The sequence below is a fragment of the Amycolatopsis dendrobii genome (assembly GCF_014145675.1).
Classification (GTDB): Bacteria; Actinomycetota; Actinomycetes; order Mycobacteriales; family Pseudonocardiaceae; genus Amycolatopsis; species Amycolatopsis dendrobii.
The window spans coordinates 162,417-175,242 of the sequence record NZ_JACGZW010000013.1 but is presented as its reverse complement, the minus strand read 5'-3'; the positions used below and the strand labels follow the sequence as shown (position 1 = coordinate 175,242).

Annotated in this window: 14 protein-coding genes; 9 read left to right on the top strand and 5 right to left on the bottom strand. The window is 71.9% G+C overall.

Annotated elements, in window-relative coordinates:
* Window positions 1–6 precede the first annotated feature (6 nt).
* Window positions 7–858 carry a DUF72 domain-containing protein gene (locus H4281_RS34875; protein ID WP_512699003.1) on the bottom strand — a complete coding sequence of 284 codons (852 nt, stop codon included), beginning with the start codon at window positions 856–858 and terminating at the stop codon, window positions 7–9.
* Between the two features lie 49 nt (window positions 859–907).
* Complete coding sequence (locus H4281_RS34870; protein ID WP_182895123.1) at window positions 908–1,237, bottom strand: hypothetical protein; 330 nt, start codon at window positions 1,235–1,237, stop codon at window positions 908–910.
* 257 nt (window positions 1,238–1,494) lie between these two features.
* Here H4281_RS34870 and H4281_RS34865 point away from each other — a divergent pair, with 257 nt between their 5' ends.
* Both H4281_RS34865 and H4281_RS34860 read left to right on the top strand, forming a co-directional pair.
* Complete coding sequence (locus H4281_RS34865; RefSeq protein WP_182895122.1) at window positions 1,495–2,565, top strand: NAD-dependent epimerase/dehydratase family protein; 1,071 nt, start codon at window positions 1,495–1,497, stop codon at window positions 2,563–2,565.
* Window positions 2,566–2,569: 4 nt separating this feature from the next.
* A complete protein-coding gene (locus H4281_RS34860; RefSeq protein WP_182895121.1) occupies window positions 2,570–4,150 on the top strand; it encodes a phytoene desaturase family protein in 1,581 nt (526 codons plus the stop codon).
* On the opposite strand, the gene H4281_RS34855 is transcribed toward H4281_RS34860, so the two are convergent.
* Window positions 4,141–4,608: an SRPBCC family protein gene (locus tag H4281_RS34855; protein WP_182895120.1), complete on the bottom strand. Its 468-nt coding sequence runs from the start codon at window positions 4,606–4,608 to the stop codon at window positions 4,141–4,143. The genes H4281_RS34860 and H4281_RS34855 overlap by 10 nt on opposite strands.
* Window positions 4,609–4,735: 127 nt before the next feature.
* Here H4281_RS34855 and H4281_RS34850 point away from each other — a divergent pair, with 127 nt between their 5' ends.
* Window positions 4,736–5,443, top strand: a complete 708-nt coding sequence (locus tag H4281_RS34850) for a GAF and ANTAR domain-containing protein (RefSeq protein WP_312872235.1) — start codon at window positions 4,736–4,738, stop codon at window positions 5,441–5,443.
* Window positions 5,440–6,198, top strand: a complete 759-nt coding sequence (locus tag H4281_RS34845) for a GAF domain-containing protein (protein WP_182895119.1) — start codon at window positions 5,440–5,442, stop codon at window positions 6,196–6,198. The genes H4281_RS34850 and H4281_RS34845 overlap by 4 nt, the downstream gene beginning before the upstream one ends.
* A gap of 7 nt (window positions 6,199–6,205) precedes the next feature.
* Here the strand turns inward: H4281_RS34845 and H4281_RS34840 are convergent, their stop codons facing one another.
* A complete protein-coding gene (locus H4281_RS34840; protein ID WP_182895118.1) occupies window positions 6,206–6,466 on the bottom strand; it encodes an ANTAR domain-containing protein in 261 nt (86 codons plus the stop codon).
* Window positions 6,467–6,696: 230 nt separating this feature from the next.
* On the opposite strand from H4281_RS34840, the gene H4281_RS34835 reads away from it, so the two are divergent.
* Both H4281_RS34835 and H4281_RS34830 read left to right on the top strand, forming a co-directional pair.
* Entirely contained in the window at window positions 6,697–7,680 is a 984-nt protein-coding gene (locus H4281_RS34835; protein ID WP_182895117.1) for a nitroreductase family protein, read from the top strand.
* A gap of 147 nt (window positions 7,681–7,827) precedes the next feature.
* Window positions 7,828–8,880: a LacI family DNA-binding transcriptional regulator gene (locus H4281_RS34830; protein WP_182895116.1), complete on the top strand. Its 1,053-nt coding sequence runs from the start codon at window positions 7,828–7,830 to the stop codon at window positions 8,878–8,880.
* A 37-nt stretch (window positions 8,881–8,917) separates the two neighbouring features.
* On the opposite strand, the gene H4281_RS34825 is transcribed toward H4281_RS34830, so the two are convergent.
* Entirely contained in the window at window positions 8,918–9,385 is a 468-nt protein-coding gene (locus tag H4281_RS34825) for a cupin domain-containing protein (RefSeq protein WP_182895115.1), read from the bottom strand.
* A gap of 173 nt (window positions 9,386–9,558) precedes the next feature.
* On the opposite strand from H4281_RS34825, the gene H4281_RS34820 reads away from it, so the two are divergent.
* Genes H4281_RS34820 through H4281_RS34810 form a run of 3 tightly spaced genes read left to right on the top strand, consistent with a single transcriptional unit; the run spans window position 9,559 to window position 12,826 of the window.
* Window positions 9,559–11,061 carry an ABC transporter substrate-binding protein gene (locus H4281_RS34820; protein WP_312872234.1) on the top strand — a complete coding sequence of 501 codons (1,503 nt, stop codon included), beginning with the start codon at window positions 9,559–9,561 and terminating at the stop codon, window positions 11,059–11,061.
* Window positions 11,058–11,996: an ABC transporter permease gene (locus H4281_RS34815; RefSeq protein WP_182895113.1), complete on the top strand. Its 939-nt coding sequence runs from the start codon at window positions 11,058–11,060 to the stop codon at window positions 11,994–11,996. Before H4281_RS34820 ends, H4281_RS34815 begins: the two co-directional genes overlap by 4 nt.
* Window positions 11,993–12,826, top strand: coding sequence for an ABC transporter permease (locus tag H4281_RS34810; protein ID WP_182895112.1), 834 nt, complete (start codon window positions 11,993–11,995; stop codon window positions 12,824–12,826). The genes H4281_RS34815 and H4281_RS34810 overlap by 4 nt, the downstream gene beginning before the upstream one ends.

Sequence of the window (12,826 nt, the reverse complement as noted above, 5' to 3'; positions counted from 1 at the left end):
CGCGCCTCAGAACAGCGTCGCGGGCTCCACCGGCGCCGGCTCGGGCAACGCATCCAGATCGGGCGCCAACGCACGCACGTCGTCATGGAACCGGCGGGCGAGCGCCGGCGCTTCGTCGTTGTCGGGAGTGTGCAGGAAAACCGTCGGCGAGCGGCCTTCCCGCAGCCAGCCCGCGACCACCTCGGCCCACGGCTGCCAGCCCTCGACCGTCTCCGCCACCGAGTCCCGGCCCAGATAACGGACGACCGGCCGGTCGGTCAGCGCTCGCGTCCGGCGCGGCAGCCGCGGTTTCTTCGCCCAGGCGTCCTGCTCGGCCTCGCTCGTCGGCGGGCGCTGGAAAAAGACCGTGGTGTCGAACGGCACCCACTCGGCGGCCGCGGTCGCGAGCGTCCCCTCCAGCAGCGACGCCGCGCCGGCGTCAGTGAAGAACCCGGGGTGCCGCACCTCCACGGCGCGCCGCAGGGCGGCGGGCAGACGGCGCAGGAACCGGCCGAGCACGTCGACGTCCGAAGGGCCGAACGAACCGGGCACCTGGGTCCACAGCACGGCCCGCTCGCCGAGGGGTTCGAGCGCGTCCAGGAACGCCCGCATCTCGGTTTCGACCCCGGCGAACCGCCGCTCGTGCGTCACGGTCTTGGGCACTTTGACCACGAACCGGAAGTCGGGACCGGTCTGCTCCGCCCACGTCTCGACGGTGCTCCGGGCCGGGGTCGCGTAGAAGGTGGTGTTGCCTTCGACCGCGTTGCACCAGCCCGCATAGGCCCGCAGGCGCTCCTTGGCAGGCAGCGACGGCGGCAGGAACCGCCCCGGCCACGCCTTGTGCGTCCACATCGCGCAGCCGACATGAAGACGTGCCACTTCTCGTCCGCTCCCCTCGCTCGCGAGGGAAATTACTACCCGGGTGCGGTCATCCGTGGGTCCGGGGCCGGTAGTCGCCGTGCTGCTGCCGGCGCGCGGGCCCCCGGCGGCGGAGCAGGTGCGCGGGCACGTAGTGGCTGACCGGCCGCGACCACTGCTCGTCCGCGGTGACGAGCTGGTAGGTGACCCAGCCGAGCAGCCCGCCGTCCTCGCGGCGCGCCCATTCGAACAGCAGCCCGGGATGCTCGGTCTCGATCCGCAGCCCGGCGCGATCGCGCGGCGCGAGGATCTCCGTGCCGAGCACGAGCAGCTTGCGCACGCCCACCCACACCGGAATCGGCGGATCCACTTTCCGCACCGTCGACGGCCACTCGCTCACCTCTGGCTCACCCGCTCGCTTCCCCGCTCCGGGCCGTCCGCGTTCTCGGCGCCCCGGGACGGGAGTCGAACATGTGTTCGCATCAGGTGTCAAATTGGACTGGACAGCAGCGCGTGAGCAGGCGATTCCGGCATCCGCCGCTCTTGCTGGACGGCCCGGGTTTCGGAGCCGCCGCGGTGTGCGCGACGGCACACGCGCGGGCACCGGGGAAGCGGCCCGGCGGGTTTCCGACAGCGCGGAGCGGGTAAACGGCCCGCATGCGGATCGTGATCACAGGCGCCAGCGGCAACGTCGGCACCGCGCTGCTGCGTGCCCTCGAACCCGGCCACGACCTCGTCGGTGTCGCCCGCCGGGTGCCGGATCGCGCCGCTCAGCCGTACTCGCGCGCGAAGTGGCAGCCGGTGGACATCGGCGCGCCGGGCGCCGACGAAGCGCTGACGGAGATCTTCGCCGGCGCGGACGCAGTCGTGCACCTCGCGTGGGCCATCTCCCCCGCATGGGGCGACCCGCCGATGGCGCGCACCAACGAAGGCGGCACCGCGAACGTCTTGAAGGCCGTCGGCAACGCAGGCGTCGGACAGGTGGTGTGCGCGTCTTCGGCAGCGGCCTACGCGCCGGAGCCGAACGACGAAAAAGTCACCGAGGACTGGCCGTGCCGCGGAATCGCAGCCAGCGCATACAGCCGGGGCAAAGCGGATCTGGAAGACGCACTGGACTTGTTCACGTCCGCGCACCCGGACGTCGCCGTCGCCTGGATGCGCCCGTGCGCGGTCCTGCAACGGCGCGCGGCAGGGGAATTCACCCGGTGGCTGCTCCCGCCCGCGCTGCCGCCCCGCTTGATCGGCGGCCGGTTCTCGCCGGTGCCGCTGTGGCAGGGGCTGCGGCTGCAGGCCGTGCACACCGACGACGTCGCCGAGGCGTTCCGGCTGGCCCTCGCCCAGCGCGCGGTCGGCCCGTTCAACCTCGCCGCCGAGGACGTGCTCGACGCGTCCGCGTTCGCGCACGCGGTCGGCGGCGCCCGGGTCACGGTGCCGAAGCCGGTCGCGCGGACAGTCGCGCGCGCGGCGTGGCTGGCCGGAATCCAGCCGCTGCACCCTGGCTGGCTCGAACTCGCCGACCGGGCCGCACTGGTCGACACCTCGCGGGCGCGGCTCGTGCTCGGCTGGGCGCCGCGGTACAGCTCCGCCGAGACCGTCCAGGACCTGGTCGCCGGGATGCGCCGGAAGGAGGGCGCGCCGTCGGCCCCGCTCGCCTCGGCGCGGCCCGGCTTGCTCGACCGCGCGCGGACGCTGGGCCGGGGCCGCCCGACCCGCCAGTCGCAGGCCTGAGCCCGTGCACACCGCCGACGCGATCGTCATCGGGGCCGGGCACAACGGGCTCGTCGCGGCGAACCTGCTCGCCGACGAGGGCTGGGATGTCGTCGTCCTGGAAGAACAACCCGACCCGGGCGGGGCCTTGCGCACCGAGGAGATCACCGCTCCCGGCTTCCGCTCGGACCTGTGCGCCGCGTTCTTCCCGCTCGGCGCGGCGTCCCCTGTGCTCCGCGGCCTCGACCTGACCGAGCACGGCCTGCGCTGGCTCCACGCGCCGGACGCACTCGCGCACGTCTTCCCGGACGACCGCTGCGCCGTCCTTTCCCGCGACCTCGACCGCACCGCGGAATCGGTCGCGCAGTTCGCCCCCGAAGACGCGCACTCATGGCGGGAGCTTTTCTCGCAATGGCAAGGATTCCGCGACGAATTCCTCGACGCGCTGTTCACGCCGTTCCCGCCGCTGCGGGCCGGTGCCCGATTCGTGCGCCGCACCGGAACCGCCGAACTGCTGCGGCTCGCGCGGATGCTGACGCTGCCCGCCCGCCGATTCGCCCGCGAACGCTTCGAAGGCGAGGGCACCCGGCTGCTGCTGTCCGGAAACGCCGCGCACAGCGACCTTTCCGTCGACAATGCCGGAAGCGCGGTTTTCGGCTGGCTGCTGGGCATGCTGGCCCAGGACATCGGATTCCCGGTCCCGGAGGGCGGCGCGGGCGAACTGGCGGCCGCTTTGGCGCGCAGGCTCCGCTCCAAGGGCGGATCTGTCCATTGCGGAACTCCGGTGACCGAGGTGCTGGTGGCGCGCGGCAAGGCGGTCGGGGTGCGCTGCGCGGACGGCGAGCCGATCCGGGCTCGCAAGGCCGTGCTGGCCGATGTCACCGCGGAAACGTTGTACGGCAACCTCGTCGCACCGGAATGGCTTCCTTCGCGGTTGCTGGCCGATCTCCGGGTGTTCGAATGGGACAGCGCGACGGTGAAGCTCGACTGGGCGTTGTCCGAGCCGATCCCGTGGACCGCGAGGGACGCTCGCGGCGCGGGAACCGTCCATTTAGGATGCGACGAGGACGGATTGTCCGCTTTCGGCGCGGAATTGGCCCGGGACCGCGTCCCCGAACAGCCGTTCCTGTTGCTCGGCCAGATGACGACAGCGGACTCGACGCGCTCGCCCGCCGGCACCGAATCCGGGTGGGCCTACACGCACGTCCCGCGCGGCAGCGACCGGGACACGGTGCGGCGGCAGGCCGAACGCATCGAGGCGACGGTGGAGCGCAACGCACCCGGGTTCCGGGAGTTGATCCTGGCCCGCCGCGTGCAGGGCCCGGCGGAGCTGGCCGGCCACGACGCGAACCTCGTCGGCGGCGCGGTCAACGGCGGCACCACGGCGATCCACCAGCAGCTGTTCTTCCGCCCGGTGCCGGGCCTCGGCCGCGCGGACACCCCGGTGGACCGGCTGTACCTCGCCGGCGCGGCGGCCCATCCCGGCGGCGCGGTCCACGGCGGGCCGGGCGCGAACGCCGCCCGTGCCGCGCTGGCCCGCGAGCACCTGCTCGGCCCGGGCTACGCCGCGGTGATCCGCGCGGCGAACCGAGCCGTCTACGGCTGACCGGAGGGCTCGCCGGTCCCCCGCCAGCGCCCCGAAGCCAACGCCGACAACCGCGCCAGCGACTCCCGGTTCCGCGGCCCCAGCACCAGCGCCTGCACCCTTTCCGGCAGCAGAGCGCCCATTCCGCCGGTCACCCGCTCGGCCATCCGCACGGTCGTCTCGCCCGCCCCGTCCGGAACCAGCGACAGTTCGATCCGCGCCGTGCCGAGCGCGCCGCCCCGGGCTTCCAGTTCCAGCGAAGCCCCGGGTTCGACCGCCAGCACCGCCGTGGTGTCCTCCAGCTGCAGCGGCCATCCCCCGACGCTGTGGTGGATCCGCGCACCGACCTGAGGCCAGCTCGCGTCGACGTCGCGGATGTGGCAGCTGCCCACGACCCAGCCGGAATAGGACCAGCCGTCCGCCAGCACCTCGAACACCGCTTCCGGCGGCGCGGGCACCGTCGCACTCACTTCGACCATGCGTATCCTCCTTGTCGCCCGCCGGATTCCCCCGGACGGGGCGGGCAAACGCCCGGCCTGCCCGCCCGCGAGACGTCTCGTAGGGTGGAGGGTCCGGGATGTCCGGCAGTGCGAAGGGGGCACGGCAGTGGAGCGGCAGCCGCTGTGGACGGCGATCGCCGCCGCGCCCGGCGCCGACGGCAGCCGCGACAGCTGGGCGCAGCGGGTGTGTCTCGCCTGTGTGGAAACGCTCGACCAGGTCGACGCGGCGATCCTGTCGCTGCGGGCGGACCCCCGGTCGGAGGAAGTGCTGGGGGCCAGCGATCCGTGGGCGGCCCGGCTCGCGGAGCTGGAGTACACCGCCGGGGAGGGGCCGGGCGCGGAGGCCTTCGAGACCGGAAGCCCGGTGCTGGTCCCGGATCTGACCGTCGACCAGGTGCGCTGGCCCGGGTTCGCCCAGACCGCGCTCGCGACCGGCCTCGCCGCGGCCTTCGCGTTCCCGCTGCGGTTCGGGGCCATCCGGCTCGGCACCCTCGAACTCGTCCGGCGCCGCCCCGGCGGGCTGACCAGCGCGGAGACGAGAGACGCCGCGCTCGCCGCCGACCTGGCGACCGCGGCGCTGCTGCGGCAGTCCCGCGAGGCCGAACGCGCCGGCCTCGAATTCGCCCCGCGCACGGTGATCTCCTACCAGGACGTCCACATCGCCACCGGCATGCTCGCCGCCCAGCTGCGGATCAGCCTCGACGACGCGTTCGCCCGCCTGCGCGCCCACGCCTACAGCACGAACCGGCCGCTGCTCGACGTGGCCAAGGACGTGCTGGAGCGCCGCATCACCCTTGAGGAGTCGTCCGAATGACCCACCACGAAAGCACCGGCCGCCGGACGACCGCCGGTCTCCTGCCCGCGGAGGCGCCCGCCGCGCTCGCCGCGATCACCTCCCGGCTGGTCGGAAACCCGGACAACGCCGCGGTGCTGCGCCTGATCACCGAGGTCGGCACCGGCCTCCTCGGCGCGCGCGGCACCGGGGTGCTGCTGAAGGATCCGCGCGGCGAGCCCGCAGTCGTGGCGACGTCGGACGAGACCACGCAGTTCCTGGAGCTGCTGCAGACCGACCTGCGCCAGGGCCCGTGCGTCGACTGCATCACGACTGCGGCCGTGGTCGCCGCGCCCGACCTGACCCGCAAGCTGGACCGCTGGCCCGATTTCGCCGCCGCCGCGCTGGACGCCGGGTACCAGGCCGTGGTCGCGGTGCCGCTGCGGCTGGACGGCGAGGCGGTCGGCGGGTTCAACCTGCTGTTCGCCGCGCCCACCGAACTGGAGCCGTGGCAGTCGGCCCTGGCGCAGGTGGTGTCGGACCTCGCGGTGCTGGCCCTGGTCCAGGAAACCGGCCCGCGGCGCTCGGACCGGCTGTTCGAGGCGACCCTCACGTCGCTGAACGACCGGGTCCAGCACAGCCAGGCCGTCGGCGTAGTCGCCGGAACCCTCGGCACCGACCCGGACACCGCCCGGGCCTTGGTGAACGGCTACGCGACCCGGCACGACCGGCCGCTGCGCGAGGTCACCCGCGCGCTGATCGACCACACCCTCGACCCGGCCGCCCTCGCCACCTGACCGTCGCTCAGGCCCAGTCCCCGTAATCCGGGTCCGCGCCGCCCTCAGCGGCGGCGTCGGCGACCGCCGCCACCCGCGCGGCTTCCGCTCCCGTGCCCTGGACGCCCGCGCCTCCGGCCAAGGCACGAAAGGCCTGTTCGGCATCAAGTCCGTGCCTGCCCTGGAGGATGCCCACCGCCTCGTCGATCGTCGCCCGCGCGGCCACTGACGCGCGCAGCATCCGGGCCGCCGCGGCGTTCTCGGCGTCGTCCGGAAGCTGAAGGGCCATGCCCCTACCGTCCTCTTTCGCGGGGACGCCCGCCAGTACCTCCCAGCGGGCGGATCGGGCCGCGATCACGGACAGGAGCGCCGCGTCCGGTATGCGCGGAGCGCGCGCGTTCCTGAACCAGGTCGCGCCGAATTGATGAACCTTGGACCCTATCGCGGGCCAGTGCGGGAGCGCACCATGGAGCCAGGCACCGACCGGACGCACTCCCCCAACCCGAGCGGGAAGCAACAATGCCGAACTCACTGCCGGATTCACCGGCGAATTCGCGGGTTCCCAGCCCCGCCGCCGTCGAGGCCGCGGTCGCCGCCGCTCTCCTCGCGCCGGGTGCCTCCGACGCCCCGTTCTGGCACTGGCGCATCGGGTACCGCGCGCTCCACCTGTACGCCGACCCGGCCCGCTGGCGAACCGCCGACGACCCCGCCGGGCGATGGCAGACGCTCACCAGCGGCGCGGCCCTGCACCACCTCCGGATCGCCTTCGCCGGTCTCGGCTGGGCCTGCGCGGTGGACCGGCTGCCGTGCCCGAAGGAACCGGGCCATCTGGCCGTCGTGACGCCGCGGCCGGGCGAACCGGCCCCCGGGGAAGCTGCCCTCGCGACGTCGATCGCCCGGCGCCGCGAGGATTTGCGGCCGTGCGGCGGACGGCCCGTGCCGTCGGACTGCCTTGACCGGCTTTCGCAAGCAGCCGCCCGCGAAGGCGCGGTAGTGCACCCAGTGGAAGACCGCGCAGTCCGCAGATACCTCATGACCGCGATCGGCGAAAGCGCCCGGGTTCCCGCCCAGATGCGTCGTGAAGAGTCGTACGCGCGAAGCGCGTCGCTAACTCCCCAGGGCGTTCTGGTCCGCGCCGCTGCGGGATCGACGGGAAACCGGTTCCCCCGAGACGAAGCGGAACTTCGCAGCGACGGTGCGTCGCTGCTGGTGCTCAGCACGCCCGGCGACGACCACCTCGCCTGGCTGCGCGCGGGAGAGGCACTGAGCTCGGTGCTGCTGACCGCCACCGCGCACGGACTCTCGTCCGGCCGGTTGAACCGGGCCAGCCGGCGGCTGCGCGAAACTCTCGCGGACCGCGTCACGCTCGGGCACGAGCCCCAGGCGGTGCTGTGGGTGGGACGGCCGCCGGTCGGCGTGAAGCGGCTCCAGCGGACGCGCTCGCAGGCCAGCGTCGACGACGTGCTCGAACCGCTCCAGGCACCGGCGAGGTATCACGGCTGACCGGATTCGCCCGCGCTCGGCAGAAAGTCCGTGAGGGGAACTCTGATTCCCTCACGGACGCGCCATGCTCAGCCTCGGCACGCGGTCGGCGGGTGTCCACTGTGCTGGCTGGACGCGGCTCTCGCGCTGGTGCCTTAGAGTGGCACCGTGGCAGCGGAAACCGGCGAATTCCCCCGCGCCGAGCGTCCCGGGCGCCGGCCGGTTCTTTCCGATGTCGCGCGGCTGGCCGGAACCTCCACGGCGGTGGTCAGCTACGTCGTCAACGACGGGCCGCGTCCGGTGGCCGAGAAGACGCGGCGCAAGGTCGAGGACGCGATCCGGATGCTCGGCTACCGGCGCAATCCGCTCGCCGGGGCGTTGAGCGGCGGACGGTCCAATTTGGTCGGTCTGCTGGTGCCGGACACCGCGAACGCCTTCTTCGGCGAGATGTCGCGCTGCCTCGAAGCGGAAGGACGCCGCCGGGGTTTGCTCACCCTGCTCGGCAACACCGATTACCGCCCAGGCCTCGCCGACGAGTACGGCGAGGCGTTCTCCGAATTGCGCCCGCGCGGGATTTTCGTGACCACCGGCGAAGAACCGCGGCTGTCGGCCGAAACGCCGTGTGTGTTCCTGCAATGGGCGGCGCCGGACGACTCGCCCAGCGTGGTGTTCGACGACTTCGACGGCGCGCGGCTGGTCACCGAGCATCTGCTCGGGCACGGGTACGAAGACATTCTGTGCGTGGCGGGCGAATTCGCGGCAGGACCGGCGGAAGGACGCGAAGGCGGCTGGCGGCGGGCGATGGCGGACGCCGGGCTGCCCGCCGAAGGCAGGCTGGTCCGGACGTCCTTCGACAAGGTCGAGGCGGGCCGCGCGGTGCGCGAGGTGCTGACGAGCGGCCGCCGGATCCGCGCGGTCTACGCGACCACCGACGAGCAGGCGCTGGTGACCATCCGCATCGCGCACAGCCTCGGTCTGCGCGTGCCGGAAGACCTCGCGGTCGTCGGCTTCGACGGGACCCGGGAGGCCCGGCTCGGCGACGTTCCGCTCACGACCGTCCGCGTTCCGCTGGAGGAATTCGCGGTCCGGGCCTTCGACGCGCTCGACGGCCGAGGCGATTCCTCCGTGTTGGAAGGAACGCTCAGCATCGGCGTGACCTGCGGTTGCGAACCCGGCGCCGCCGAGGAAACCGCGCACGCCGGAGCGGCCGCGAGCGGATGACCGCCCCGCCGCGGCCACGGCGCGGCGGGGCAGTCCGTCACAGTGCGAGCGTGTTGTGCTCGTCCGACGCGTACTCCGAATTCAGCGACAGCGCGCTGAACCGGAACGGCCGGTCGACCCGGGTGAAGCCGAGCGGGCAATGCCGCGTGCCCGCGGGCAGGTAGACCGAACCGCTGGTCGTGATCACGTGGCGATGGCCCTCGATGTCGAGATAGATCTCCGCGCCGAGGTCGTCCGGGTCCGCCGGGTCGTTGCCGTGCCAGATCAGGACCTCGTCGTAGTCGTGCTGGTGTTCCTTGACCCACTGCACCGGAGTGTCGCATTCGCTGATCCACGTGTAGGTGAGGTGGATCTTGCTCTCCGGGACCTCTTTCGCGCGCATCAGGGCGAGCGATTCACCGACGTTGGGCGGTTCGACGACGCCCGCCGCGGCTCCCTCGTTGACGAGGTCGTCGAGACAGTTGGGCATTTTCCTCACGAACAGGCGCTCGTACGGACTGGTCATGCGGCTGCTTCCTCCTCTGCTCCACCGGCGGGGGCCGACTCGGCCGACAGCTCACTCTAAACGATTAGCTTCTCCACTTGTAGACTCTTCCCTCGTGGAGCAACTGCCCGTACCCTGTGGCGACGTTCGGCGTATCTAATCGCTTAGATTTCAGGCTTCCCTGGAGGTCCCCAGTGTCGCGCAGACCCCGATGCCTGCCAACCCTCCTGCTCGCCGCGGCGCTGCTCGCCGGCTGCAGCCCTCCGTACGACGCGACCGCGGGCGGCGCCAACACGCTTCGCGTCTCCGTTTCCGCCGACGCGGGCGAGAGCCTCAATCCCTACGTCGGCAGCCAGAGCCCGATCCAGGAACTGCGCAGCTCCCTGCTCTTCGAGGGCCTCACCGCCCTTGACCCGGCAGGCAAAGCCGAATGGCGGCTCGCGACCGGAATGACCTCGAACGCCGACCGGACACAGTGGACGATCACACTGCGTCCCGGCGTGAAGTTCACCGACGGCGCCGAGTTCACCTCAGCGGACGTCGTGTCGAGCATCAAGTACCTGCGCGATCCCGGACACGCGACGCAGGGCCTCGCGCTGATCCAGATGATCGAACCCGGTTCGATTCAAGCGGTGGACAAGCTCACCGTCCGGGTCGGACTGAGCGAACCGTTCAGCCCGTTCAAGGAGATCTGGGCGAGTGTCCTGCTGCCGATGACCAAAACCGGGTCGGCGCCGGCGAAACCGATCGGCACCGGACCGTTCGCGGTCAAGTCGTTCGCACCGGGCCGGGAGTCCACAGTGGAGCGATTCGACGGGTACTGGGGCGAGAAACCCCGGCTCGACGCCGTCCAGCTGATCGAGTACCCGAGCCAGCAGGCGCAGGCGAACGCGTTGCTGTCCGGCCGGGTCGACATCGCGTCGAACACGACCCCGACGATCGCGAAGTCGCTCGTCGGCCGGGACGGCATCCAAGTGCTGGACAGCAAAGGGAACTTCAGCCTGCGGATCGGGCTCAACACGGCGGTCGCGCCGTTCAGCGACGTCCGGGTGCGCCAGGCCCTGCGGCTGCTGGTCGACCGGCAGCAGATCGTGTCCAACGTCTTCAGCGGCTACGCCCGGATCGCGAACGATTACGAGACCACCGCGCCCCCGTGCGCCGCGCCCGACATCCCGCAGCGGGCTCCGGACATCGCGGCGGCGAAGCGGCTGCTGGCCGAGGCCGGGCAGACCGATCTGTCGTTCGCGATCACCACCGACGGCCTGCTGCCGGGCATGTCGGAACTGGCGCAGGTCTTCGCGCAGAACGCCGCGCAGGCCGGGGTGAAAGTGAGCGTCAACGTGGTCCCGACCCCGGAACTGCTGGCGAAATGGGGCAAGTGGCCCGCTTTCGTCGACTACAACCCGGTGCCCTACCTGCCGTCGGTGCTCGGCTCGCTGCTGCCGGACCGGATCGGCAACGGCTCCAACTGGAACGACCCCGCGTTCGTGAAACTCGCCGGGAAACTGTTCTCCTCCCCCGAACAGGACCAGTGCCCGCTCATGAACCGGATGCACGAGATCGAGCACACGAGCGGCCCGAACATCACGCCCGCGTTCTCCGACGTGCTGATGCCGCACCGGCCGGCCGTGCACGGGCTGGTGCCGGACGTGAACGGCCGCCCGCTGTCGTTCCTGACCGGGGTGACCGTCGGATGACCGCGCGATGGCTCGTGCGCAGGCTCGCGCTCGGCGTGCTCGTGCTGCTGGTGGTCTCGATCCTGGTCTTCCTGGTGACCCAAGCGTTGCCGGGCGACGTCGCCCGGATCGTCCTCGGCAAGGACGCGACCGTCGAGCAGGTGACCGCGCTGCGTCATCAGCTCGGGCTCGACCAGCCGCTCGTCTCGCAGTACGGCCGCTGGCTCGGCGGGCTGCTCACCGGCGACCCGGGAGTGTCGCTGCAGAACCGGGAACCGGTCTCGGAAATCCTCGGGCCGCGGATGCTGAACTCGTTCACCCTCGGCTTCGTTTCGATGCTGCTGATCCTGCCGCTTTCGGTGGTCGCCGGGGTGCTGAGCGCCGCGCACCGCGACAGTTTCGCGGACAAGGCGTTCGTCGCGGTCACGTCGCTGAGCATGGCGCTGCCGCCGTTCGTCGTGGGGATGCTGCTGATCGCGCTTTTCGCCACCTCGATGCTCGGGGTGCTGCCGGGGGTTTCGGACATCCCGCCCGGCGACCTGCCGTGGTGGCATCCGGCGGAGCTCGTGCTGCCGGTCGCCACGCTCGCGTTCATGGGGGTGATGTACTTGGGCCGCCTGGTCCGCGCTTCGGTCATCGACGCGCTGGACAGCGAATACGCGCAGATGGCCGTCCTCAAAGGACTGAGCCGCCGCCGCGTCCTGTTCCGGCACGCGCTGCCCAACGCCCTCGCGGCCAGCCTGCCCGCCGCCGGCCTGGTCGCAGCCGTCACGATCACCGGCGTCGTGGTGGTCGAATACGTCTACTCGTATCCCGGCCTCGGCACGGCGCTGGTCAGCGCGGTGAACTCGCATGATCTGCCGGTCTTGCAGGCGTGCGTGCTCATCCTCGCGGCGACGTACTACCTGTGCAATCTCCTCGCGGACGTCCTCGCCGCGGCGGAGCGGGCCCGATGAGCGTCTCAGTGGTGCGCCGCGCGGCCCGCACCGGACGCGCCCGGCTGGGTCTCGGTTTGCTTGCCGCGACGGGGTTCATCGTCGTCTTCGGCCCGTCGCTCGCGCCGTGGCCGCCGACCGCCATCGTCGCGCCGCCGCTGGAGGGACCGAGCGCGAAATTCCCGCTGGGCACGGATCTTCTCGGCCGGGACGTGCTCAGCCGCCTGCTTTCCGGAGGCGGCACCCTCACCTGGACGACGCTCCTCGCGACCGCCGTCGGCGTGGTCCTCGGCGCACTCGTCGGGTTGACGGCCGCCTACCGCGACGGGCTCGCCGACACCGTCCTCATGCGAGCGATGGACGTCGTGCTGAGTTTCCCGGAGACCATCTTCGTGCTGGTCTTCGTGGCCGCGTTCGGCCGTCATCCGCTGCTCACCGCGTCACTCGTCGGAGTGGCGTTCGCACCTGGCGTCTCGCGGGTGCTGCGAGGCGCGGCACTGCCGGTGCTCGACAGCGAATATGTGTTGTGGGCCAAGGCCAACGGGCTGCCCGGGCGGCAGATCGTCCTCGGCGAAGTGCTGCCCGGCGTGACGTCGCCGCTGATGGTGGAGACCGGAATGCGGCTGGTGTGGGCGGTCACCGCGATCGCCTCGCTGAACTACCTCGGCTTCGGCATCGCGCCGCCCGCTCCCGATTGGGGCCTCATGGTCAGCGAGAACCAGGACGGTCTCGCCGCCGCGCCGCTGCCCGTGCTGGCGCCGATCGCGCTGATCCTGATGATGGCGCTCGGCGGCAACCTCGTCGCCGAGTCGGTCGCCCGGACGGTCAGCCGCACGGAAGGAAAGAGCTGA

Bases quoted from the DNA above. Each gene is read 5' to 3' on its own strand.
- H4281_RS34865 (WP_182895122.1), top strand. From the start codon at position 1,495: ATGCGGATCGTGATCACAGGCGCCAGCGGCAACGTCGGCACCGCGCTG.
- H4281_RS34855 (WP_182895120.1), bottom strand. From the start codon at position 4,608: ATGGTCGAAGTGAGTGCGACGGTGCCCGCGCCGCCGGAAGCGGTGTTC.
- H4281_RS34845 (WP_182895119.1), top strand. From the start codon at position 5,440: ATGACCCACCACGAAAGCACCGGCCGCCGGACGACCGCCGGTCTCCTG.
- H4281_RS34840 (WP_182895118.1), bottom strand. From the start codon at position 6,466: ATGGCCCTTCAGCTTCCGGACGACGCCGAGAACGCCGCGGCGGCCCGG.
- H4281_RS34835 (WP_182895117.1), top strand. From the start codon at position 6,697: ATGCCGAACTCACTGCCGGATTCACCGGCGAATTCGCGGGTTCCCAGC.
- H4281_RS34825 (WP_182895115.1), bottom strand. From the start codon at position 9,385: ATGACCAGTCCGTACGAGCGCCTGTTCGTGAGGAAAATGCCCAACTGT.
- H4281_RS34815 (WP_182895113.1), top strand. From the start codon at position 11,058: ATGACCGCGCGATGGCTCGTGCGCAGGCTCGCGCTCGGCGTGCTCGTG.
- H4281_RS34810 (WP_182895112.1), top strand. From the start codon at position 11,993: ATGAGCGTCTCAGTGGTGCGCCGCGCGGCCCGCACCGGACGCGCCCGG.